A 24,035-nucleotide genomic window follows, 5' to 3' on the forward strand; every position below is an offset into this window, starting at 1 on the left:
AGTTTATAGATTTTAATAAAAATTGTTTCTGCCTTTTTTCCAATAATATACCAAACCTGCCCCAATTACTAAGCCACTTAAGTGAGCAAAATGAGCTACATTATCTGTGGGATTATTTACAATCACATTGTAAATGGTATATAATCCGTAAAATAAAATCAAATATTTGGCTTTGACCGGCATAGGAGGAAACAATAAAAGTAACTCGGTGTTTGGAAAAAACATACCAAAAGCAATTAAAATCCCAAATAAAGCCCCCGAAGCCCCAACCATGGGGATGTTGATTTGAAAATCTCTAATTCCCATAAAGTTTTCCTTAGCTCTTTGAATCAGCGAAGGATTCTCTGGATTTTTACTGTATTCATCAATAAAATCAAAAACACCTGGCTTGAATAAATGACGATTTTCACTTACAAAATCATTGAACTTTTCGGGGCTAGGATTTTCGTAGAAAGCTTCAATCTTGTTATCAAGCTGATTGATTTTGTAGGCATTATAACCTGAATATAAAAGACCACTACCAACTCCACAAACCATCCAAAGTATGAGGAGTTTTTTCGGTCCCAAAAACTGTTCGAGAAGAGGTCCGAAAATAAACAACCCAAACATATTACTAAATAAATGCCATCCGTTGGCATGCATGAACATGTATGTTACAAATTGAGTAGGAAGGAAAAAGCTACTTTGTACAAAATAAAGCGCGAAAACACGCTCCAACTGAGGCATCAAATAACTTGCCACGACAAACATGGCTATATTGATCAAGAGTAAATTTTTAACAACAGGTGTTAAGTTTCTAAACATGGCTTATCGGTTGAAAAAAGCGTGTATTTTATGTAAATCAAGTTTGACAAAGGTTTTGTTCCCACCAAGTCCGTAATTTGGATTTTGACAGGCAAATAATTGGCCAACCAAAGTTTCCATTTCTGTAGAATCTAGTCGCGCTCCTTTTTTTATAGCAGATTTTTTTGCCAAAGATCTTGCAAGGTTTTCACGGTTATCTAAGGAAAGCTCAGATTTGAAATGCTTAAATTGCTCTAATAAGCCTTCAAAGAGTGCTTTTTCATTGGTAACTTGAATATCGGCGGGAACACCTTGAATGAGAATTGTCTCTTTCCCAAATTCAACAATTACAAAGCCCAAGCTGTTCAATTCTTCTTTGATATCCATCACAAGCGCAAAATCTGATTGGCTGAGTTGAATGTGCTGAGGAAAAAGACACTGCTGCGAAATTCCAGCTGCATTTTTCAATTGCTTCAAATAGCGCTCGTAGAGGATTCTCTCGTGGGTAGCCTGCTGATCTAAGATCAATAAGCCAGAAGACATTTGGGCGATAATGTAGCTCAGTTCTACTTGGAAGGTGGTTCCTGTATTTTCTTGTTCTATCGGAAAGATATTCTCTCTTTGATTCGAATCATTGGCTTTGGATGAGAAAGTAAGAAAGTCCGAAGAGGAATCCAACGCGTCTTTTTGATCGAAGTCAGGGGTGATTATCTTTTCTCCTCCTTCGAATAGTCTCTCCCATCCGGATACATCCTGCTTTCTGAAACTTGGAGTCTGGAAATTTTTATAACTGTTTTCCTTCCCCAAATCATCGGGTTTATATGTGTTTTCTAATCGTACATCACTTTTCCTAACTTCGTCATTTTTCCAATTTTCAGTGAAGTTCACATCCATATTGAAGTCCAAAGCAGGAACCACGTTGTGTGCTCCTAAGGACTGCTTTACGGCTGATCGAATTACGGCATAGACAGTACGTTCATCATCGAATTTAATTTCTGTTTTGGTTGGATGTACATTGATATCAATGTGTGAAGGATCAATTTCTAAAAATAACACATAGAAAGGCTGCATGTCCGAGGGCATCAATCCTTCATATGCGTTCGAAACAGCATGATGAAGATAATTGCTTCTGATAAATCTATTGTTGACAAAGAAATACTGTTCTCCTCTAGTCTTCTTTGCATTTTCTGGCTTTCCGATATAGCCTTTTATGTTCAAGTGAGGTGTCTCTTCTTGACAAGTGACTAGTTGTCCTTGATAGTTTTTGCCAAAAATCCCCACGATTCTCTGACTCAATTTTCCTGGGACTAAGTTGAAAAGCTCCATGTCATTTTGAGTAAACTTAAATCCAATTTCAGGATAGGAGAGAGCTACTCTCTGAAACTCATCTACGAGATGTTTCATTTCTACCGCATTGGATTTGAGAAAATTTCTGCGAGCAGGTACATTAAAAAACAGGTTTTTAACAGCAATAGAAGTTCCTTGAGGACATGAAATAGGTTCTTGTTTCTTAAACTCAGACCCTTCAATTTGAATTAAGGTTCCTAATTCGTCATCTTCTTGCCTGGTTTTCATCTCTACTTGAGATACTGCGGCAATAGAAGCCATAGCCTCTCCTCGAAATCCAAAAGTACGGATGGCAAAAAGGTCTGCGGAAGTTCTGATTTTGGAAGTGGCGTGTCTTTCGAAGCACATACGTGCATCAGTCAAAGTCATTCCTTTTCCATTGTCAATGACGAGCATCAAGGCCTTTCCAGCATCTTTGACGACCACTTGAACTTGTGTGGCACCTGCATCCACCGCATTTTCGAGCATTTCTTTCAAAGCAGATGCTGGACGCTGAACTACTTCACCAGCCGCAATCTGATTGGCAATTGCATCGGGAAGAAGTTGTATGATATCATTCATCGGCTTCGTTTTCTTTTCAATCTTAAAAATAGTCCAAAAAGAAATCCACCTCCAGTGAGGTAGAGTATGCCATAAAGAACAATTGGGCCATAAAATATATATCCAAAGGACCCTCCAATTAAGAGTAAAAATATCACAAATCGCAAGAATCCAGCAGAAGTCAACGGTGATGATTGTCTTCCTTTGATGGGGCCACCTTGAGTAAAGGCCCCCTTGATCGAGGAGCCATAATCTTGCATAAATGATTCTGAAAGTTCCTCATCAGATTTTATAACGCCTTCAGCCTGAAGATTTCTTTTGATCCTCGCAGTTCGTTGTTCGATTTCTTCACGCACAGGATCGTAATATCTTGGCTTGATATCGAAGCTCATTGGCTTAGCTGTTCTAAAGATTGAAGGGAATTTCATAATGAATTAGATTCTTTTTTGATATTTCTCGTTGTATTCATGACATACGTCCTTTTATCATAATTGATACAAGACCAAAGGAAAATTCCTATATGTTTGCAGAATACAATGTATATTCATACAAAGTTATTTTAAAAATTAAGCAATAAAAATTAAACAGCAGGATGCGGATAAAAGTTTGGAGCACACTTTTAGGTTTAGCTATGATTTTTCAGGCTGATGGAGTTTCGGGTTGGGATTTTCCCAGCATGTATTCAAATGCCAATACAATTGAAGTTGGGAACTCAAGTTTTATAAAAGATTCGGTAGAATCAATAAAAGAAAGAAAGGATCCTCTGATGGCGGGAGATTACCGCAAACAGATGTCTTGGGTTGACTCTGTTTTCAATAGTCAAACCTTTGAGCAGCGACTAGGGCAACTTTTTATGGTAGCTGCTTATTCAAATCGAGACGCCAAGCATCGTGAGGAAATTGCCAAACTAATTAAAGAGCAAAATCTTGGCGGATTGATATTTTTTCAAGGAGGGCCAGTGAGACAAGCTAATCTTACTAACTATTACCAATCTATTTCTGATACACCCTTATTCATCGCGATGGATGCAGAATGGGGTATCAACATGAGACTAGACTCAGTGATCACATTCCCCAAGGCGATGACCTTAGGTGCACTGCCTGACGAGAAGTTGATCTATGATATGGGCAAAGAAATCGCCAGACAGTTTACTGAACTAGGAATGCATATCAATTTCGCACCAGTAGTGGATGTGAATTCTAATCCAGATAATCCCGTGATTGGTTACCGGGCTTTTGGTGAGGAGAAGCGCTTGGTTACCAGAAAATCCATGGCTTATATGAAAGGTTTGCAAGAGCATGGGGTAATTGCCAATGCGAAACATTTTCCTGGTCATGGAGATACAGAATCAGATTCTCACTACACACTCCCTGTAATTAGACATTCTCAAAATAGAATTTTTGATATTGATCTCTATCCTTACAGAGAATTGATTGACGAGGATTTGATGAGTGTGATGGTGGCGCATTTGCATATCCCAAGTCTAGACAGTGAAAAAAATAAAGCAACTACGCTTTCAAAGTATGTAGTGACTGATTTGTTGAAAGATCAGATGAATTTTGAGGGATTGGTATTTACTGATGCTTTGAATATGAAAGGTGTGAGTAGTTATTACAAACCTGGTGAAGTAGATTTATTAGCATTGCAGGCCGGAAATGATATTTTACTTTATTCAGAAGATGTGCCTAAAGCCAAAGAGATGATCATGCAAGCCATCTCTGAGGGGAAAATCTCTCAAGAAGAAATAGATAGCAGAGTAATCAAAGTTTTGAAAGCCAAATATTGGGCTGGGTTAAACGAAGCTCCCAAAATTAAAATAGACGGATTAATTGATCGATTAAATTCAAAGCAGACTTCACTTTTGGTAGAAAGGCTATTTGCTAATTCAATAACAGTCACTTCTAATAAAAATAGTTTTTTACCCTTGAGAAATCTAGACTTGTTAAATATCGCTTCCTTGACTATTGGAGGAGATGGGAAAGTTTTTCAAGAGAAAATTGACAAATATGCCAAGGTGGATCATTTTAATATTGACAAAGGAGTTAATGGCAATTCTATCAAAGAAATTAATGACAAATTAGCCCCTTATAATACGGTGATTGTAGGCTTAATGGGTCTCACGAATAGTCCGTCTCGAGGCTTTGGAATCAATCAGTCAGATATCAACTTTATTAAAGAACTTAGCAAAGAAAAGTCTGTCATAGTAGCACTTTTTGGGAATGCCTATGCATCTAAAAGTCTGAATGGTTTGCCACACAATATTTTGACTTTTGAAAACAATGAATTTACCCAGAGGCTTGTACCTGAGATAATATTCGGGGGGAGAGCCGCAAGAGGGATGATGCCTGTATCAATCAGTGAGAATATCAAAGTAGGAAGTGGAGGTTATCTCGAAGGTCTTGGAAAGCTTTCTTACAGCTATCCTGAGAGTCAGGGAATGAATAGTACGATTTTGTCGGAGATAGATCAGATCATGGAAGCTGGGATTAGGAAGAAAGCAACTCCAGGAGGTGTTGTTTTGGTTGCTAAAAATGGTCAAGTAGTTTTTGAAAAGGCCTACGGCTATCACGATTATGAGAAAACTCAAGCAGTCAATACCAAAACTATCTATGATTTGGCTTCAATAACCAAAGTCTTGGCCACTACTCAAGCGGTCATGTTTTTGGCGAGTAGAGACATTATTGATATGGATAAGCCAATTTCAAGATATTTACCAGAGCTGAAGCTTACGAATAAGGGAGATTTGCTACTGAAAGATATCATGGCTCACGAAGCTGGATTGGTTGCCTTCATTCCCTATTATGTAAATACAGTACAAGCAGGTTCTTGGAAAAATGAGTATTATCGAGATTCAGCTTCCGAAGATTATAATATTCCGATTTCAAATGACATGTATGGTAGGCAAAGTCTTAGAGATAGTATTTGGAATTGGACAATTAAGTCTGATTTAAGAAAGCCTGATCCAAACAGAAGAAGATACAGCTATGTTTACTCGGATTTGACGATGTATTTGATGCAAGCAGTTGTGGAGAGAATGACAAATCAGCCGATGGATGAATTTATGGATCAAAATTTCTATACGCCATTGGGTTTATATACATTGACCTTCAATCCTTTGAGGAAGATCTCCTTAGAAAACATAGCACCGACAGAAGATGATGTTGCGTTTCGAAAAAGACTAGTTCGAGGTTTTGTTCATGATCCTGGAGCAGCAATGTACGGAGGCGTGGCAGGTCATGCGGGTTTATTTGGTACTGCCAACGACCTTGCTGTCATGATGCAGCTTATGCTCAACGGAGGGAAATATGGGGATGTCAATCTTTTGGATGAAAAGACGATTAAAGAATTTACAAAAAGACAATCTAATCAAAGTAGAAGAGGCTGGGGTTGGGATAAGCCAGATCCTGAAAAAGGAAAAGGTGGAGGAGCAGGTGTTTTAGCTCCAAAAAGCACATTTGGGCATACAGGTTTCACGGGTACAGCAGTATGGGCTGACCCTGAAAATGATTTAATCTATGTGTTTTTGTCCAATCGTGTCCATCCTGATGCAAGTAATAATGCTTTATTAAAGGAAGGTGTCCGAACTGAAATTCAAGATGTTATCTACCGATCTATGATGAAGCCTGAGAGACCTTCTAGATTAGCAGAGGAATAAAATTAGATAAATTGAACATTATATAGCCCATTGGTTGTTAGTGAACTATTATTTCCAATTGAGAGAAAAATTATGAAAATAGGAATTGTTTGTTATCCTACATTTGGAGGAAGTGGAGTGGTCGCTACTGAATTAGGAAAAGCTTTAGCCAAAGAAGGGCATCAAATTCACTTTATCACTTATAGGCAGCCTACAAGGTTGGATTTTTTTAGTGAAAATTTATTCTATCACGAAGTAGACATTAAAAGTTATCCATTATTTGAGCATGCGCCTTACGAATTGGCTTTGGCAAGTAAAATGGTCAATGTAGTCAAATACGAACAGTTAGATTTGTTACACGTTCATTACGCAATCCCCCATGCGTCAGCGGCATATATGGCCAAACAAATATTGAAGGAGGAGGGGATTTATATTCCTGTAGTTACGACGCTTCATGGCACAGACATTACCTTGGTAGGCAAAGATCCAAGTTACGAACCTGTAGTTACTTTTAGCATCAATCAGTCTGACGGTGTGACAGCCGTATCTGAAGATTTAAGAAAAGCAACTTATGAGCTTTTTCCAGTCAAGAGAGATATTGAGGTAATACCAAACTTTATAGACCTTGATCGATTCAAAAAACAGAAAAAAGACCATTTTAAGCTTGCCATTTGTCCTCACAATGAAAAGCTGATCGTTCATACCTCGAATTTCAGGAAAGTCAAAAGGGTTGAGGATGTTATCAGGGTGTTTTTCGAGGTAAGAAAAGTTATTCCAGCCAAATTATTACTAGTTGGTGATGGTCCAGAAAGAGATAAGATGGAAAGATTGTGTCGCGAATTAGGCACTTGTGATGATATTAGATTCCTAGGAAAATTGGAAGCTGTAGAAGAGGTGCTCTCTGTTGCGGATTTATTTATGATGCCGTCAGAGAAAGAAAGTTTCGGATTGGCAGCATTGGAAGCTATGGCCTGCGAAGTGCCAATTTTATCTTCTAATGCCGGTGGAATACCTGAATTGAATATTGATGGTGAAACTGGTTTTGTATGTGATATAGGTGACGTAGAAACGATGACGAAGAGGGCTTTAGAGATATTGAAAGATGAAAACTTACCAGGTTTCAAGGATCGCGCTTTGAAGAGAGCAAAGCAGTTTGATGTTACCAATATATTACCAATGTACGAGGCTTTTTATCACCAAACTATTGAAAAGGCTAAGGTTTTATTAGCCAAGATTTAGTCCAAAAAAAAATTAACTTTTCAAACTTTTGTTCGTTATATAAACCATTGGTGTTAAATTTGAACCGAACTTGGATTAAATTCTGTGTTTGTAAAAATTAACTTGTTGAATTCAAGATCAATAAAATCTACAATTATGAGTGCCACAATGAAAAAAATAGGGAGGCTGGATAGACCAGACAATAATGGTTCAGCCCACATGTTTGATAACCCACTATTAGAGAAAATATCCAGAACACATATTAGTATTCCAATTATTTTATTTTTAAGTATAAGTACAGTTTCATTCTATTATGCGATCACTGGTACTTCAATCAGTCTGACGATTGGTCTTGCTGTTTTGCTTATAGGTATCTTTGCATTTACTTTTGTAGAATACATGATGCATAAGCATTTTTTCCATATGGAACCAGATACTCCTGCGAAGGACAAACTCCAATATTCTGTTCATGGTGTGCATCATGATTATCCAAAAGATAAGGATAGATTAGCAATGCCTCCATTTATAAGCGCCTTTTATGCCTTGGTTTTTTATTTAGTTTTCACGCTGATTATGGGTGATTATGCTTTATATTTTCTCCCTGGGTTCTTGCTGGGATATTCTGCCTACTTAGGAGTTCACTATATCGTTCATGCATATCAGCCACCAAAAAATTTCCTCAAAGTCCTGTGGGTCAATCATGCAGTGCATCACTATAAGGATCCTGATGTTGCATTTGGAGTGAGTTCTCCACTATGGGATTATATACTAGGCACGATGCCAAAAAAAGATAAATAAAACCAACCCTCTTCATCTGGAGAGGGTTTTTTTACTTAAATATATTTCATGAAAATTTCAATTATAGGTTTAGGATGGTTGGGATTGCCGTTAGCAGATCATTTAATAGAACTCGGCCATCAAGTATCAGGAAGTACGACATCACCAGAAAAGTCGGATTTTCTTTCAAAAAAAGGCTACACCAATGCAGTTTTGAAATTCAATCCACATCCAGAAGGCAGTGCATTTCAAAAGCTTTTTGAAACGGATCTGCTTGTGATCAATATTCCTCCAAGAACACGCACGGCTGCTCCTACCTTTCATCCTGAGCAAATCAAATTTCTGAAAGAAATAATCCTTCAAAAGAAGATCTCAAAAGTGATTTATGTCTCGGCAACATCTGTTTATCCAGATGAAAATCAGACTGCTAGAGAATCGGATTTACTTACCAAAGAAAATACAGGGAATATCGCTCTTTTGGAAGCTGAAAATTTGCTCTGGAGAGACAAAACTTATGATCTTACGGTAGTGAGATTTGGAGGGTTGCTTGGTGTAGACAGGATTCCTGGACGATATTTTTCAGGAAAAGAAAATGTGGAAGGAGATTCACCTGTAAACTATATTCATAGAGATGATGCCGTGAATATGCTGGCTTGGATCATTCGGGAAAATCTTTGGAATGAGACTTTTAATGGAGTGACGCCCCTGCATCCGCAGCGGAGGGACGTTTATGAAAAAAACGCTAGCGAGCTGGGTTTTGATCCTCCACAATCTTATGATAATTCAGGAGCTAAACAATGGAAAAAGATTTCCGGAGAAAAAATCCTAGAAACTGGCTTGGAATTTAAGATTCCTAACCCACTGGATTTTTGGTATGAAGCATAAAAAAAGGCTATTCTAAATCAGAATAGCCTTTTTGCTTTTTGTAATGATTAATTCTGTGGAATCAGTTTCACCATCAATCCTGTTGCTTCTACAATGGCATAGATATAGCCATCTGGGCTTTGAGATACTTGTCTCACCCTACCGATACCATCTAGGATTTTTTCTTCGGCTACATAACTCGTACCATCCAACTCAACTCTAGCGATTTGCTGACCTGCTAAACCAGCTACTAGGATATTACCTTTCCAAGTAGGATACTTGTCAGAAGTCACCAAAGTCATTCCGCATGTGGCGATAGATGGAACCCAATAGGTAACAGGTTGTTCCATACCTTCTTTTTCAGTCTCCTCAGTAATGATTGATCCATCATAGTCAATACCATAAGTGATTTCTGGCCAACCGTAGTTTTTTCCTTTTTCGATCAAGTTTAATTCATCACCACCTTTAGGGCCATGTTCTACTGCCCAAAGTCTGTTGTTTTCTTTATCAAAAATGATTCCTTGAGGATTTCTATTCCCATATGTCCAGATGGTTGGGATAGCTCCAGCTACATCTACAAAAGGATTGTCAGATGGGATTCTTCCATCATCATGGATTCTATGAATCTTACCATGTGAATTATCTAATTCTTGTGCATTTTGAGGTCTGTTTCCTTTATCTCCATTAGAGTAATAAAGATAATTCTCGTTATCGAAAACGATCCTTGTACCGAAATGTCGTCCACCTTTCCACTCAGGCATGTTGACAGCTAGTTCTTCCAAATCAACCAAAGCATTGCCTTCAAGCTTGGCTCTTGAAATGACTAAAACCCCACCTTCACCCATGTCTTTTGCATAAGCTAAATAAAGCCAGCCATTGTTAGCATAGTCGGGGTGAACGGCGATATCTAAAAGGCCAGCCTGATTCACTTCATGAACAGCCGGAACTCCAGTTAATTTTTCACCAGTGTATTTATCATCCTTGAAAATCAGGATTTCTCCCTTTCTTTCAGTGACAAGCATTCTTCCATCTGGAAGCCAAGTCATTCCCCAAGGGTTTTCAAAATCAGAGTATAATGTATCAACAGAGAATGTCAATTTTTCAGAAACTACAGCAAAGGGGTCAGGTTCTGTGGCCTCGATTTTATCTGTAGGTTCGGAGCAAGCAATTATTCCAGAGAATAAAGTTGCGCCCAAAATAAAAGCTAAATTTTTATTTAATTTCATATGTAAGAAGTTGGTTTTGTTACAAATCTAATCAATTTTCAAATGAATTGTTTGTCATATTATGCAAAAGGTATTCCATAGTCCCCTTTTGAAAATGTAATATTGGATTCTTTCAAGTATCTTAGAATTTAACAAAAATAGACCTATAAAAATAATCAGATGAATAACCAAATTTGGATAATGACCTCAGCATTTGATCAGTTGGATATAGATCAGACGATTGAGAAAGCAAAAGAAGCCGGCGTACAAGGGCTGGATGTATGTGTTTTTAGAAAGAATGGGACAAGAGATGATTTTGTTGCGACTCACTTAAATTATGATGGTTTTGATACCAATAGAGCAAGTCAGCTTATTGATAAGTTTAATGCAGCTAAGCTTAGACTTTCAGTCGGTGCTTTTGACAATTTGATTGGGGGAGAGGAAGAACAAAAGGTCAAAAATCAAAATCATCTTCTCAAGTTAATTCGGATGGCACATTTGCTTGGTGGGGACGAAAATGATGTCAAAGTTGGGACTTTCGTTGGCTACAATCACGAATTGGGTAATTTGGAAAATGGTTTTGAAAGGAATCTGGAAGAATATCAAAGGATTTTCACACCTATTATTAAGTATGCAGAGAGTCTGGGCGTGACAGTGCTCTATGAGAATTGCCCAATGGAAGGTTGGCGGTCTTCTGGCTATTCCACCACTTTTAATAATCTCACCGGAGTTTTGGCAGCACGCAAATTGATGTATGAATTGATTCCTAGCCATGCACATGGAGAGATATATGACCCCTCCCATGATGTATGGCAAAACACAGATCCCGTAGAGGTGATCAAGCATACCGATTTATCAAGACTAAAAAGAATCCATGTCAAATCCACAAGGAATATTTCGGATCCATTTTGGGGAAATATGTACCCGATGCAAAAAGTAAAAGCGGAATTGGCCAAGAAAGCGGGGGTTCCTTACAGTACCAATGAATGGGATAGACACCATTACGAAGCAACTTTACCTGGCTTTGGGCTGTGTGATTCGATGGATTGGAGAAAGTTTGTAATGGCATTGAGAGAAAAGGGCTTTGAAGGACCCTTCGAAATCGAAAATGAAGCCAAGCTTTCCAAGCAGACGGGCAACATGGCTGCTATCCTGCAAGGATGCAAAGCAGCAGTTCAGAACCTCGCACCTTTACTTTGGACCTTGCAAGAAGATGGATATACTTATCCACAGTCGGATGTCAAACCATTGGAAAATTTGAAGCGAAAAGATATTCCGATTACGACGATGAGCGACTTGTCCTAACTCTTTTTAGGAACGATAGAGCCAATAAAAGCCGCTTCATTTAGCGATATTGTTAATTATGATTTACAATAAATAGTCATTTTTGTTAAGTGTATTTAACAAAAGTGATTTTAATTTGCTAAATTTGCTTAACAAAAAGTTGAATATCAATCGTGGAGAAGCTTAGAATTTTATCAGCTATGAAAGTCCAAGCAGTGGAAATGGATTTTCAGAGGTATTTGTTAGATCAAATTGATTGGTCTGATCGGCTAATCGCCATCAAAGGAGCTAGAGGGAGTGGGAAGACGATTCTTTTACTTCAACATATAAAAAAGCATCTTCCATTGGATGGAACCGCGCTTTATGTAGCAATGGATGACTTGTTTTTTACAGACAATAACTTGCTAAGCTTAGCAGAGGAATTTTATATGTCAGGGGGAAGGTATTTGTTGATAGATGAAGTTCACAAATATCCTAATTGGTCAAGGGAATTAAAGTTGATGTATGATAATTTCCCCAAGCTTAAGATTGTATTTACATCCTCGTCTATTCTAGAAATCTATGCGGGAGAATCTGATCTGAGTAGGAGGGCCGTTACTTATGATTTACGTGAATTATCTCTACGAGAGTTTATAGAGTTGGATTTAGGTTTGAAGTTACCTATGTATTCTTTACAAACCATCTTAGAGGATCATGTAATTATAGCTTCTGAATTGAATAGTAAGATTCAAGTAAACGCAAAGTTTTTAGAGTACCTGAGATATGGTGTTTATCCATTTTTCAAAGAAAGCAAGGTTTCCTATTTGTCAAGATTGAGAAATACAATTCAGCTGATCATTGATGTGGATTTGAATGCGGTGGAGAATTTGAATTATGACATCCTCGTCAAGCTCAAAAAGCTCAGTAGGTTGATTGCTACATCTGCACCTTTCACTCCGAATATTACAGAATTGAGCAATAAATTGGGCATATCAAGGCCAAGCCTTCTCAAAAGTTTAGATCTATTGGAAAAAGCAAGAATCATTCAATCTGTCAATAAAGTGAATTCAGGTACTGGTATATTGACAAAGCCTGACAAAGTGTTTTTAAATAATCCGAATATCTTATACGCTTTGGGTGATGATTATGAAAATAAAGGGACTGTCAGAGAGACTTTTTTTGTAAATCAGGTGAAAGGAATAGCGAAACTAAACTTGGCACCTAGAGCGGATTTTTTGTTAGACGAATTTTATACCATAGAGATTGGCGGGCCAAACAAGGGTAAAAAACAAATTTCCAAAACCGAGAATGCATTCCTTTTGAAGGATAACATTGAAATCGGTTTTGGAAATACTATACCTTTGTGGTTGTTTGGGTTTTTGTATTGATCAGTTTTTTTCAGACTTTTTGTTTTCTTGAATTTCTTTCTGAAGCTCTTGTATTTTGATGGCATATTCTTTTTGAAGAGAGCTCATTTTTTCTTGATAAAATTTGAACCTGCCTTCATTTTCTTTCATCCAGGTGTTCATCTTTTGCTGATACTCTTCCATCAAGGGTTTAGCTTCCTCTTCTAGTTTAGCCATTTTTTCTTGATAGGCTTTGAGGAGTGGTTCTTGTTCTTTTTGCCATGTTTCTAGTTTCTGTTGGTACTCTTTCATAAAAGATCCAAACTCCTTTTGATATTTGTCAAACTCAGTTTTATATGTTTCCTCAAGTTTTTTCTTTTCTTTTTGCTCGGCTTCTGTCAGTTTCCTTGATTCAGAATAATTTGGAGAAGTAGAATATGTCTGGCCAAGCAGCAAGCGATTGTAAGCTTCCGAATCGACTTCCATTGGAGGCTGAACTCTGCCGATGTTATAGTCGTCAAGGTAATTGGCTATTTCAGAGATTTTTTTGACAGCCTCAGCTTTCTCCTTTTCATTAGTAGCTGATTTAAGTTTTTCTACTGCTACCCGAAGTTGCTTTGTTAGATCAAGAGAGTCTTTTTGGTGGGAATTGATATTGGAACCAATTCTAGGAGCGCTTTGAACTTTAGCTAAACCCAAAGTCTGCTTTTGCGCGAATTCACTAGCCTTTATTTTAGCTAGCTCTAGCTCTTTCTTTATCATCAGGGAATCAACATTTAAATTAAATTTGAAGCCTGGAGTAATATTTTTTAATGGATCAAATTTAGCGTTTTTAAAGGGTTCTAAGAAAGTGATAAAATGTTTAGAATCAGACTTTTCATAAGAATCATTAGCTAATTTGAAGGAAGGATTTTCTAAAAGTTTTTTAAGCAATACAGAATCCGCTTTATATTCTTTAATAGTGACTTGAGAAATTTGTTTTGAGTTTAGTTTTTTAATGGAATCCAAATGTATATGTGGGATAGTCATTTTTTCGGAAAGTGTCAGCAAGGGCATGGCACTGAAATCACCTCCTTGAAACTCTAATGGAGTAATTTTCATCGTATGAGAAACACTACCGTTAGAATTGAGATTATCACTGATCGATTTTATGTAAGATTTGTCGCTGTCTGTTTTCAAGTTAGACCAAACATGTAAAGTGTCTCCATAGAATTTATGATTATCAAATCTTGATAAAAGGTCTGATTTCATGTCTTTTGAAATATCTTCAATAGAAAATGGCTTCCCATCTTCGGACAGACTTACTTTGAAGTCATATGACTTTGGTTTTTCTGCATTATTTGAGAAAGCAGAAAATGCTTTTGAGATAAATCCTAAAGACTCGCTCAATTCTTTGAGTGGTGTTCCTAGATTGTGTTTCAAATCATTTGCTATCTCTTTTTCTATATTTTTACCTGCATTTTCATCTTGTGGAAAATTTAACCAAAAATCATCCGCTAAATTAAATTCCGAATGAATCTTTGTGAGCGTGGGATCACTGTTAAAATCATTTGATTTATCTGTTTGAGCTCCTAGGATCAGTGAGGCGCTGAGAATTAAAGTAAGCATCATGGTAAATCGAGTTAAAGTGGAAGTTTGTTTGTGGGAGGTATGAAACCCCATAATTCTTTTGATTCTGTCTAAAGTGGGAGTCTTTGATTTCGCCGCTGCTAAAGCGAGCTGAGGCTGTGATTGCTTAGCATGATTGACGATGACCACGAGCGCCTCAGCCAAATCACGAGCTCGGATACCTACTTGAATCGCTGCGTCATCACAAGCGTGTTCGCGTTCAGTTTTGATGATGGAATTGATGTACCAAAAAGCTGGGTGGAAGAAAAAGATGACTTCCATGGCTGATTGAATCAGGTTGACGAGATAGTCATATCTTTTAATATGTGCCAATTCATGTGCAATGATTGCTTCTATTTGACTTGGACTCAATTGAAAAATCAAGCCTGCAGGTATCAATATTACAGGTTTAAAAACTCCGTAAGTCACAGGTGAATAGACAAACTTGCTAAGAAATAGTTTGACAGTTTGTTTTACCTTAAGTTTTTGGGAAAAGTCTATCAGAGCAGTCTGCCAACTTCCCTCAATAGTCTTTTTGGGTTTTAAACTCAAGTTTCTAATTTCCGCCAAAGCACCACCAAACTTGATCATAAAGAGGATTGCTCCAATCAGCCAAATATTAACAAGTATTGGAATCCTCCTTTCTATTTGCTTTGATAGAATTTCAAAAGTTGTTTCAGAAGTTTTAGGCACTTCAAAATCTGTTGGAAGATAAACAATATCATTTTCTGGAATAAAAATCGCTTGGTTAGCAGTCGACTCATGAGTAGGTTCAAAATAGAAAATTTCTGTACTGATACTACTGAAGACAAGCAGAAGCAGGGTAATTACTCCTAGTCTGTATTTTAATTCGGCAGATTTTTTATGTAAAAATCCAAGTGAAAGCCACAAAACTAAACCAAGTCCCGCTATCTGCCAGATTGAATGTACAAGCATCCAACCGATTGCATAGAGGTAGTTTTCTGGTATGATTTCATTAATCCATTCCATTATTTTTCATTTTCAATCTGATCTAAAAAAGCACGAATTTCATCTAACTCCTCTTTTGAAGGATTCCCTTGACCCAAAGCCTGCATCACAAGATTTTTTGCTGAGCCACCGAAGGCACTCGCCATAAAATTTTGCACCAAGTTTTTTTGTGTTGCCTGCTCTTCGATAGCAGCGGTGTAAGTGTGTGTTCTATTTTGTTCATCTCGATGAAGCAAGCCCTTTGCATGCATATTCTGCATTTGTTTTAAGGTAGTCGTGTAGCCGGTATCTTTGATAGTTGCAAGATGTTCATGAACTTCCCTTACGGTGACTTTTCCTTTTTGCCAGATGACTTGAAGGATTTCTAATTCAGATTCAGTGGGTTTCGCTTTCATAATTCTGATGTACGATATGTTTCGTACAAAGTTATACGAAGAAAATCGTATTCCAAATTTTACTACGATTATTTTCGTATTGAATTTAATTCTCGGGAAAATAGAGACTTATAATATTCTTAAAAATCTTAAAACGGACTGTGGAACGAACATTGCTCAATAATAGTTGTATATACATTAAATCAAAAAACCAATTATTAAAATGAATAAGCAACCACTTTTAGAAAAATTAGAAAAGGGAAATTTTCAATTGTCGAACAGAGTAGTAATGGCTCCTATGACGAGAAGTAGAGCGACAAATGAAGAAAAAGCACCTTTTGACATCCATGTAGAATACTACCGTCAACGAGCTTCGGCAGGTTTGATTATCACTGAAGGATCTCAAATTTCCGAGAAGGCAGTTGGGTACATCAACTCTCCGGGGATTCATACAAAAGCGCAAGTAGAAGGCTGGAAAAAGGTTACTGAAGCTGTGCACGCAGAAGGAGGAAAGATTTTCATCCAACTTTGGCATGTAGGCAGAATGTCACATCCAGATTTTCATGGAGGAGATTTGCCTCACGCACCTTCAGCGATCAATCCAAATGCAAAATCTTTCACCCCTGAAGGCTTCAAAGATACCGTGACTCCGAAAGAAATGAAGCTTGCTGAAATCAAGCAAACTATTTTGGATTACCAATCAGCTGCCAAAAATGCGATGGAAGCAGGATTCGACGGAGTCGAAATTCATTCTTCAAATGGCTATCTATTACATCAGTTTTTCAACAAGACTTCGAATATCCGTACAGATGAATATGGTGGAAGCATTGAAAACAGAGCAAAAATCTTATTTGAAGTAATTGATGCGATCAAAGAAGTGATGCCAGAAGAGAAAATTGGATTAAGACTGAATCCATCTCTCAACGGGATATTCGGAATGACGATGGACGAGGAGACGATTCCAACTTTCGATTACATTATCGAAAAATTGAATGCATATAAGTTAGCTTATTTGCACTTATCAGAGCCGTTCAATGATGTATCAGACATTCCTTATGCAGTAACGAAGATTGCAGAGCGTTACCGACCTATCTTTAAAGGAACTTTGATTATCAATGCTAATTTTGATCAAGAAAAAGGGAATAGCTATATTTTAGAAGGTTTAGCAGATGCAGTAGCTTATGGTAAGCCTTATGTTTCCAATCCTGACTTAGTGGAGCGATTTGAGCAAAATGCACCCTTAGCAGATTGGGATGCGGACACTTTCTACACGCCTGGAGAAAAAGGATACACAGATTACCCTAAATTATCTGTCTCAAAATCGATATAAACAGTGAAGAAGGCCGATATATATCGGCCTTTTTTATATTTTGCAGGTATGTGTCTAATAGCGTTTAATTGGAAAAATCACCCTGAGTACAAGCTGATACTCGTGGGGAATAGAGATGAGTTTTTTGAGAGACCTAGTGCCAGTTTGAGCAAATGGGAACAAGGTTTTTTTGCCGGAAAAGACCTAAAGGCAGGAGGGACCTGGATGGGAATGCATCCCAATGGTCGATTTGCTACTTTGACGAACTACAGGGATTTAAAGAACCCAAAAAAAGATCCTAAAACCAGAGGTAATCTGGTCAAAGACTTTTTGGAAAGTGAAATTTCTCCTTTGGAATATCTGAAAAGAATTGAAGCTGAAAAAGACAGTTATGAAGGTTTTAATCTTTTTGTAGGAGATCAAGACCATCTTTTTTACTTATCTAATTATAAGGATGGCATAGAGGAAATTCAACCTGGACTTTACGGAATCAGTAATGCGCTCTTAGATACACCATGGACAAAGCTAGAAATCGCCAAAAATCGCTTAGTGCAAAATATTGAAGAAGGTCAGCTTGATTACGGTTCAATGTTTGAAGTAGTTCATTCAAAGAAAATGGATCCAGATGAGCTGCTCCCTGATACAGGTGCAACTTATCATCAAGAGAAGCATTTATCAGCGCAATTTATTCGAATAGATGATTATTACGGGACTGTAAATTCCACTGTGTTGCTTTGGAAACATTCTGGTGAAGTAGTGATGCTGGAGCGGACTTTTGATCAATTGAAAGGAGAGACTTCAGATTCTAAAGTAGAGTTTGAAGTATTCAAACCTTAATTAAACAGATTTTTATACACGAGGTTAATAGAGTATGATGACAAATCAAGAAGAGATATTGGATGTGTTGGTCGTTGGGGCTGGCCCGATTGGACTGGCATGTGGGATTGAGTGTGAGAAAGCAGATTTGAAATATTTGATTGTCGAAAAGGGAGTATTGACTAATTCACTCTATAATTACCCTTTGAATATGACTTTTTTCTCCACTTCCGATAAGTTAGAAATGGGAGGGATCCCTTTTATGTCCGTTTCACATAAACCGACTAGAACAGAAGCCTTGGAATATTACCGTAGGGTAGCCCAAAAGTGGAAGCTGAACATCAGGCTATATGAAGAAGTAAAGACATTGGACAAAAAGGAAGATATTTTTGAAATCGTCACTGCCAAAGGAACTTACTTGACTAGAAATATCATCATGTCCACCGGATTTTATGATCTGCCAAATCTGATGAAAGTTCCTGGGGAGGATTTACCAAAAGTTTCCCATTATTATAAAGAGCCTTGGCCGTACATTGGTCAAAAAATCATTGTTGTTGGTGGTGCAAATTCAGCTGTGGATGTGGCACTTGAAACTTGGAGAAAAGGTGCTGAGGTCACCATGGTCCTGAAAAGTGACGGTATAGATGCAAATGTCAAATATTGGGTGAAACCTGATATAGAAAACAGAATCAAAGAAGGTTCTATCAAAGCTTTTTCAAATTCAATGATCAAGGAAATTAGAGAAACTAAAGTTGTAATCACCACGCCTGATGGTGAAAAAGTCGTCGAAAATGATTTTGTCTTGGCGATGACAGGTTATGTTCCTAATTTTTCGTTGTTAAATCAATTGGGAGTAGAATTGAGTTTGGATGATAAACGACAGCCTTGCTACGATCAAACCAACCAAGAATCAAATATCCCGGGAGTTTATTTAGCTGGAGTAGTTTGTGGAGGGTTAAATACCAGAGAGTTTTTCATTGAAAACTCTATAGTCCATGCAGAGAATATAGTAGGACATATTTTGGGGAAAAGATGATAAGCAAAAACATGATATTTTGCTATCTTTATTAAAAAACTGGCACTATGGATATTCAGACTATAAAATTAGACTTAATACTCTGGCTTTCTCAATTGCAAGATGCTTCAGTTTTGCAGAAGTTACAGTCGGTAAAAGAAGAGCATGGATTTACTTTATCGGAAGCTCAGAAGAATCTTTTAGATGAAAGGCTCGAATCTTACAGAAATAATCCTGACGATTTACTAGATTGGGATGACCTTTTAAAAGAATTAGAAGATAAATTATGATCTTCAAAGTAAAATTATTGCCTGCTTCAAAAGAAGATATTGATGAAATTTTTTCTTGGTATGAAAAACAAAACAAAATAGCAGCAAAGAAATTTTTAATCGGCTTAAGATCAAAATTAAAATACATACAAAAGCACCCTTTGCATTGTCAAGTTGTATACAAGGGAATTAGAACTATCTTAATTGATAAATTCCCACATAAAATATATTTTTTGGTTGAGGAGGACACTAGGTTAATAATTGTTTTTTCCGTTACTCACACAAGTAGAGATCCTGAGATTTGGAAGAAAAGGTTGAAATAACTCTCTGTAAAGAAATTATAATTAACTTTTTTACCCCTTCTTTTTAGTCAAACTATGAATCATAAAAATCACTAGTCCTGCCCCTGTCCAGATAAAGGTATCTATAATTTCTTCTGCTTGTGTTCCTGAAAGAAGCCAAATGGTAAGCAGAATGCCTGCAATTGCCATTTGATTGCCATATCGGATTTTGAAAAATTTATCACTAGGAGGTTGGTTTTTGCGCAGCTTGATTAATGATGCACAGACCAGTGCATAAAGCAATAGTCTAGAGATCACTGATACAGCCAAGGAGTTCATAAATCCCCAAAATATGGCGACAAAGGCAACAAGTCCAGAAAAGAATAACAATGAAATATAAGGAGTAGCAAATTTGGGATGGATTTTTCCGAATATTTTTGGTAGTTGATCTTCCTCACTCAAGGCAAAGGGCAGTCTTGACCCACTTAATATTTGGACATTAAGCGTGCCCAAAATAGAAATTACAGCTCCAATTGTGATAAAAACACCTCCCCACCAGCCCATAAATCCAGTAGCTGCATCAGCGAGTGGCTTGTCAGAACTTGCCAAATCTGGCAACGTACCTATCGATATGACCTGTATCAAAATGTAAATTCCAGCAATCACAGCTGCGGCGGTAATCAATCCAAAAGGCAGGTTCTTCTTTGGATTGACAATTTCACCACTATTGACCAAGCCTGCCTCGAAACCTCCAAAGGCGAAAATCAATAGGAGAGAAGCTGCTGAAAAGTCATTCAAACTTGGGACAGGACCACCTTTGAAGTTTTCAAAATCGATAAAAAAAAGACCGACAAGGATAAAAACCAATAAAGGAAAGAGCTTTGCAATGGTAAGGATATTACTGACTTTAGCGGTGTTTTTGATCCCAATCCAATTGAAATAAGTGATCAAAGCGGTGATCAATAGAATCATTCCCACTCGCACTTCAGGTTGATTGAATGAGTCTGAGAAAAACGAGAGGTACAAGACCATCAGATTGATCAAAGTCGCATAGCTGAATAACCTTGTCAACATCAAAAGCCACCCAATCACAAAAGCAAGAATGCTTCCGAAAGCTTTGTGCACATAGAGATAAGGTCCACCAGTCTGTTCAAATCTCGAGCTGACTTCCGCAAAGACCAAAATCAAAACCATCATCACAAAAGCACAAACCAAAAAAGCTAGGATAGAATAAGTGCCCGACAAAGCAAAAACCTTTGCTGGCAATGCAAATATTCCCGCTCCAATCACTGAATTGATGATCAAAAATACGAGATCCCATCTCTGAATGCCTCTTTTGAGGGATAGTGGATTTTTCAAAATTTTGGATTTTATTGAAATTGCTGACGCCTTGATTGCTGTTTTTCTCAAAATCCCTCCCCTACAAGAGGTCTGAATTTTTGAGAAAAGGATTAAATCCTACCAAATAGATATGATTGAATTCAAAAGCAATCCTCAATCAGGCCAAAAAAATTACAATTTCCAAATCTGAATACACCAGTGGTTTTTATAAGAAATCTACATCTACGCTAAAAGGATATTTCATTAAATATTGAAGCGCATCTTCTATTAATAAATCTTCAAATAACACCTTATACAAATTCTCAGTTATTGGCGCCCGCATGCCGGTCCCTTCTACAAAAGTCTTCATCAGCCTTACTGTGTTGATCCCTTCTGCGACTTCCTGCATGGTATTTTGGATGGTTTCCAGACTTTCTCCTTGTGCCAGCCTGAAGCCTACCGTGTAGTTTCTGGAAAGTGTGGAGTTACATGTTGTCACCAAATCTCCAATTCCCGCCAAGCCTACAAATGACTTCAAACTTCCACCGAGTGCATTTCCCAGGTAAATCAATTCTACCATTCCACGGGAAATCAATAAGCCTTTCGCATTTTCACCAAGACCCAAACCTGCCAATGCGCCCGCAGCTATAGCGATGATATTTTTCAATACCCCGCTCAACTCCACACCGATGATGTCAGAGTTGCCATAAACTTGGAATTTATCCGAGCGCAATAAGTTTTGACCATGATGAATGACTTCATTGAATTTGCTTGCTACAACAGTTGCAGCTGGTTGACCTTTCGCTAGTTCTTTCGCTAAGTTAGGGCCGGCAAGACAGCCAACTCTGACCACTACAGTTTCTTTGAGAATAACCTCACTCATCGTAAGAATATGCTCTCGCTTGATGACTTCCATGTCTGCAAGCGTTTTACCTTTCGGTAAATTCAAACAAAGTCCTTTTGTACCGTGAATGATGATGTGATACGGATACAAATAAGGTGAAAATGCCCTCACTACTTCCTGAAAAGCACTCGAGGGAACCATAAAAAACAAGATTTCACAAGATTTACAAAGCATCTCAGGATCTTGCGTTGCAAGGATGTTTTCACTTACAGGAGAGCCGTCTACACTATGCTCTTGGTTGATCTCGTCAACAAGCTCGGCTCTTCTTGCATAAGCTACAACAGGATTCTTTTCAGCAAGCATGTTGGCAATGGCAGTTCCGAAACTACCCATCCCTACTACACCTATCGATTTGTTTTTAGAAGAGTTTTTCGAGGTCATATCCATCTAATCTGTTGTGGTAAAAATACAGAAGACTCATATCTTCGGTAATGATATTCCCTTGGCTGTCTTTTACCAAAGGGCGTTTTGCATGATACATGCCGACATTGTCCAGGCCATGTGCAATGATTTCATCGATTCCTTTCTTCAAATGAGGAGCAACATGGATTTTATTATTGGCTTTTAATTCAAAAATCTGATCCAATACACGCTGACATTCATTTTTGAAATCTTCATAGGGAATTACGATATCCTCTTCAGGAAGTCTCAAAAGGTTGAATAGATCCAGCTTTCTGTTAACTTTCTTGATCATCTGAAAAGCAGTGAAAGCCACCAAATGGGAGCTAAATACCCGATTAATCAAGTGAAATTCTTGAACAATTCTATTCCCAAGTCTATTCGTATATTCCTCTTCTCTTTGGGGATCAACATTGATTTCCCCATCTGCGATGAAATAATCTCGCGTTTTGATGATTCTTCCATTTTTATCTAAACTTTCCCCGTCTTTATCCACATAATGGCCGAGAACGTCCATAGCCCTTCCTACCGAAACTGAAATATCAGATCCTTTTGTGAAGAATTTGAAGAGGAATTTCGAAATCTTGTAAGAAGTAGAAAATTCATCCGATTCTGCATAATACCTTTCTTGACCAGTCATACTCAAATATTCTTTGATCAAGCTTGGTGCTTCCAATACAAAGTGATAATTGATCGTGACAGGCACGATAAAAACCTTGCCACTGATATCATTGATTCCTTTTTGGTAGTTGGCCCTTTGTGCTTCTACTGCTGTGCTGAGCAAACCAAGTTTGAGTTTAGATTCGATCTTCCCGCTACGAGAACGAGTGCCTCCAGGGAAAAATAAACTGTGAACCCCAAATTGAATAGCTTCTGAAGAATAGGTTTTCAATGTCTCCAAATAAGGAAGATTCTTCTTTCTTCGATCTACTTTGTAAGCTCCGAGGGAATTCATGAAATAGGCGAAAATATCTATATTAAATAAATTCAGTCCCGCTCCATAAATGAAAGGTGGTAAACCCAAAACAGAAATAATCCATCCGATCAGGATACTGTCCAAGTTAGAAAAATGTGTTGGAACCATGATGATCGTTCCTCTTGATGCCAAATCCCGGAGTTGTTCTGTTTCTCCGATGATTTGAATTTTATCCTGTAAAGAATACTGATTGCTGAAAAGTCTCTTGAATCCTTTTACCCGGGCTGCATTGAGTAACCTCGCAAAGCCTGTGGTTATGATACTTCGGGTGAATTTGTAATGGGTATGTTTGAAATTACTGGCGATTTCTTCTGCATAGCGCATGGTGATATCATCCAATATGGTGATATATCTTTTTTTCTTCTCCGTTTTAGTAATTGAAGTATCAGCGCTAAGTTGAAGAAGTGAGGATTTGACAGTATTCCAAAACTCGTAATCATCATCAGGATCTACAGCCCAAGGATTCTGCTTGATCCGCAGTTTTTCACGGTACAAAGTTGTCTCTAACTCCTCTTTGAGTACCGCCATATTCCCACCTGTAAGTTCTAGGATTCTCCTTTTACTGGCTTCAGCCACATTTCTCACGAACTCTTTCCTGCTTTTGCTAAGTCGGACTACAGGCCACTCATCCTTTTGGGGAAGTATTGGTTCGTATCTTTTTTTGATATAGTCGTCTGTCAATGCTTTCAGGTTTTAGGGAACAACAAAGATAGTAAAAATTAGATTGGTCAAAGAGGGCATTCTTTGGCAAAGTAAACTTGTTTTTTGCAAACGTTTTCCCTTTTAGGGTGTTTCATTAGGGAATTATTAAACCAACG

At 37.7% G+C, this 24,035-nt stretch carries 20 protein-coding genes; 11 read left to right on the top strand and 9 right to left on the bottom strand.

Going from position 1 to position 24,035, the window contains the following annotated elements:
- Positions 1–12 precede the first annotated feature (12 nt).
- The 3 genes from IEV57_RS10955 to IEV57_RS10965 are packed head-to-tail and all read right to left on the bottom strand — an operon-like array spanning position 13 to position 3,098.
- Positions 13–804 (bottom strand): rhomboid family intramembrane serine protease, encoded by a 792-nt coding sequence (locus IEV57_RS10955; protein ID WP_188442678.1) that lies wholly within the window; start codon positions 802–804, stop codon positions 13–15.
- Between the two features lie 3 nt (positions 805–807).
- Positions 808–2,691, bottom strand: a complete 1,884-nt coding sequence (gene mutL / locus IEV57_RS10960; protein ID WP_188442681.1) for a DNA mismatch repair endonuclease MutL — start codon at positions 2,689–2,691, stop codon at positions 808–810.
- The gene (locus IEV57_RS10965; protein ID WP_188442683.1) at positions 2,688–3,098 is read right to left on the bottom strand and encodes a hypothetical protein; all 411 of its coding nucleotides are present in this window, start codon (positions 3,096–3,098) and stop codon (positions 2,688–2,690) included. The genes mutL and IEV57_RS10965 overlap by 4 nt, the downstream gene beginning before the upstream one ends.
- A gap of 164 nt (positions 3,099–3,262) precedes the next feature.
- Here IEV57_RS10965 and IEV57_RS10970 point away from each other — a divergent pair, with 164 nt between their 5' ends.
- From IEV57_RS10970 to IEV57_RS10985, 4 genes are all read left to right on the top strand, one after another.
- Complete coding sequence (locus IEV57_RS10970; protein ID WP_188442685.1) at positions 3,263–6,325, top strand: serine hydrolase domain-containing protein; 3,063 nt, start codon at positions 3,263–3,265, stop codon at positions 6,323–6,325.
- A gap of 72 nt (positions 6,326–6,397) precedes the next feature.
- Positions 6,398–7,543, top strand: a complete 1,146-nt coding sequence (gene bshA / locus IEV57_RS10975) for an N-acetyl-alpha-D-glucosaminyl L-malate synthase BshA (protein ID WP_188442687.1) — start codon at positions 6,398–6,400, stop codon at positions 7,541–7,543.
- Positions 7,544–7,690: 147 nt separating this feature from the next.
- Complete coding sequence (locus IEV57_RS10980; protein WP_188442755.1) at positions 7,691–8,320, top strand: sterol desaturase family protein; 630 nt, start codon at positions 7,691–7,693, stop codon at positions 8,318–8,320.
- A gap of 48 nt (positions 8,321–8,368) precedes the next feature.
- Positions 8,369–9,184, top strand: a complete 816-nt coding sequence (locus tag IEV57_RS10985) for an NAD(P)-binding domain-containing protein (protein ID WP_188442689.1) — start codon at positions 8,369–8,371, stop codon at positions 9,182–9,184.
- A 47-nt stretch (positions 9,185–9,231) separates the two neighbouring features.
- Here the strand turns inward: IEV57_RS10985 and IEV57_RS10990 are convergent, their stop codons facing one another.
- Positions 9,232–10,389 carry a PQQ-dependent sugar dehydrogenase gene (locus IEV57_RS10990; RefSeq protein ID WP_188442691.1) on the bottom strand — a complete coding sequence of 386 codons (1,158 nt, stop codon included), beginning with the start codon at positions 10,387–10,389 and terminating at the stop codon, positions 9,232–9,234.
- Between the two features lie 159 nt (positions 10,390–10,548).
- Here IEV57_RS10990 and IEV57_RS10995 point away from each other — a divergent pair, with 159 nt between their 5' ends.
- Both IEV57_RS10995 and IEV57_RS11000 read left to right on the top strand, forming a co-directional pair.
- Positions 10,549–11,673: a sugar phosphate isomerase/epimerase family protein gene (locus IEV57_RS10995; protein ID WP_188442693.1), complete on the top strand. Its 1,125-nt coding sequence runs from the start codon at positions 10,549–10,551 to the stop codon at positions 11,671–11,673.
- A gap of 152 nt (positions 11,674–11,825) precedes the next feature.
- Positions 11,826–13,019, top strand: coding sequence for an ATP-binding protein (locus tag IEV57_RS11000; RefSeq protein WP_229744408.1), 1,194 nt, complete (start codon positions 11,826–11,828; stop codon positions 13,017–13,019).
- On the opposite strand, the gene IEV57_RS11005 is transcribed toward IEV57_RS11000, so the two are convergent.
- Positions 13,020–15,575 (bottom strand): M56 family metallopeptidase, encoded by a 2,556-nt coding sequence (locus IEV57_RS11005; RefSeq protein ID WP_188442695.1) that lies wholly within the window; start codon positions 15,573–15,575, stop codon positions 13,020–13,022.
- The gene (locus IEV57_RS11010) at positions 15,575–15,949 is read right to left on the bottom strand and encodes a BlaI/MecI/CopY family transcriptional regulator (protein WP_188442697.1); all 375 of its coding nucleotides are present in this window, start codon (positions 15,947–15,949) and stop codon (positions 15,575–15,577) included. The genes IEV57_RS11005 and IEV57_RS11010 overlap by 1 nt, the downstream gene beginning before the upstream one ends.
- 202 nt (positions 15,950–16,151) lie before the next feature.
- On the opposite strand from IEV57_RS11010, the gene IEV57_RS11015 reads away from it, so the two are divergent.
- The 5 genes from IEV57_RS11015 to IEV57_RS11035 are packed head-to-tail and all read left to right on the top strand — an operon-like array spanning position 16,152 to position 19,660.
- A complete protein-coding gene (locus tag IEV57_RS11015; protein ID WP_188442699.1) occupies positions 16,152–17,258 on the top strand; it encodes an alkene reductase in 1,107 nt (368 codons plus the stop codon).
- A gap of 48 nt (positions 17,259–17,306) precedes the next feature.
- Complete coding sequence (locus IEV57_RS11020) at positions 17,307–18,074, top strand: NRDE family protein (RefSeq protein WP_188442701.1); 768 nt, start codon at positions 17,307–17,309, stop codon at positions 18,072–18,074.
- 37 nt (positions 18,075–18,111) lie between these two features.
- Positions 18,112–19,089, top strand: a complete 978-nt coding sequence (locus tag IEV57_RS11025; RefSeq protein ID WP_188442759.1) for a YpdA family putative bacillithiol disulfide reductase — start codon at positions 18,112–18,114, stop codon at positions 19,087–19,089.
- Between the two features lie 47 nt (positions 19,090–19,136).
- A complete protein-coding gene (locus tag IEV57_RS11030; RefSeq protein WP_188442703.1) occupies positions 19,137–19,358 on the top strand; it encodes an addiction module protein in 222 nt (73 codons plus the stop codon).
- On the top strand, positions 19,355–19,660 hold the full coding sequence (locus tag IEV57_RS11035) for a type II toxin-antitoxin system RelE/ParE family toxin (protein ID WP_188442704.1): 306 nt from the start codon (positions 19,355–19,357) through the stop codon (positions 19,658–19,660). Before IEV57_RS11030 ends, IEV57_RS11035 begins: the two co-directional genes overlap by 4 nt.
- Positions 19,661–19,690: 30 nt before the next feature.
- On the opposite strand, the gene IEV57_RS11040 is transcribed toward IEV57_RS11035, so the two are convergent.
- The 3 genes from IEV57_RS11040 to IEV57_RS11050 all read right to left on the bottom strand — a co-directional run bounded on the left by IEV57_RS11040 (position 19,691) and on the right by IEV57_RS11050 (position 23,898).
- On the bottom strand, positions 19,691–20,977 hold the full coding sequence (locus IEV57_RS11040) for an APC family permease (protein ID WP_188442707.1): 1,287 nt from the start codon (positions 20,975–20,977) through the stop codon (positions 19,691–19,693).
- Positions 20,978–21,164: 187 nt separating this feature from the next.
- On the bottom strand, positions 21,165–22,223 hold the full coding sequence (locus IEV57_RS11045) for an NAD(P)H-dependent glycerol-3-phosphate dehydrogenase (protein ID WP_188442709.1): 1,059 nt from the start codon (positions 22,221–22,223) through the stop codon (positions 21,165–21,167).
- Positions 22,201–23,898: a 1-acyl-sn-glycerol-3-phosphate acyltransferase gene (locus IEV57_RS11050; RefSeq protein ID WP_188442712.1), complete on the bottom strand. Its 1,698-nt coding sequence runs from the start codon at positions 23,896–23,898 to the stop codon at positions 22,201–22,203. The genes IEV57_RS11045 and IEV57_RS11050 overlap by 23 nt, the downstream gene beginning before the upstream one ends.
- Positions 23,899–24,035: the final 137 nt, after the last annotated feature.

Origin of the sequence: Belliella aquatica (assembly GCF_014637795.1) — a bacterium.
GTDB lineage: Bacteria > Bacteroidota > Bacteroidia > Cytophagales > Cyclobacteriaceae > Belliella > Belliella aquatica.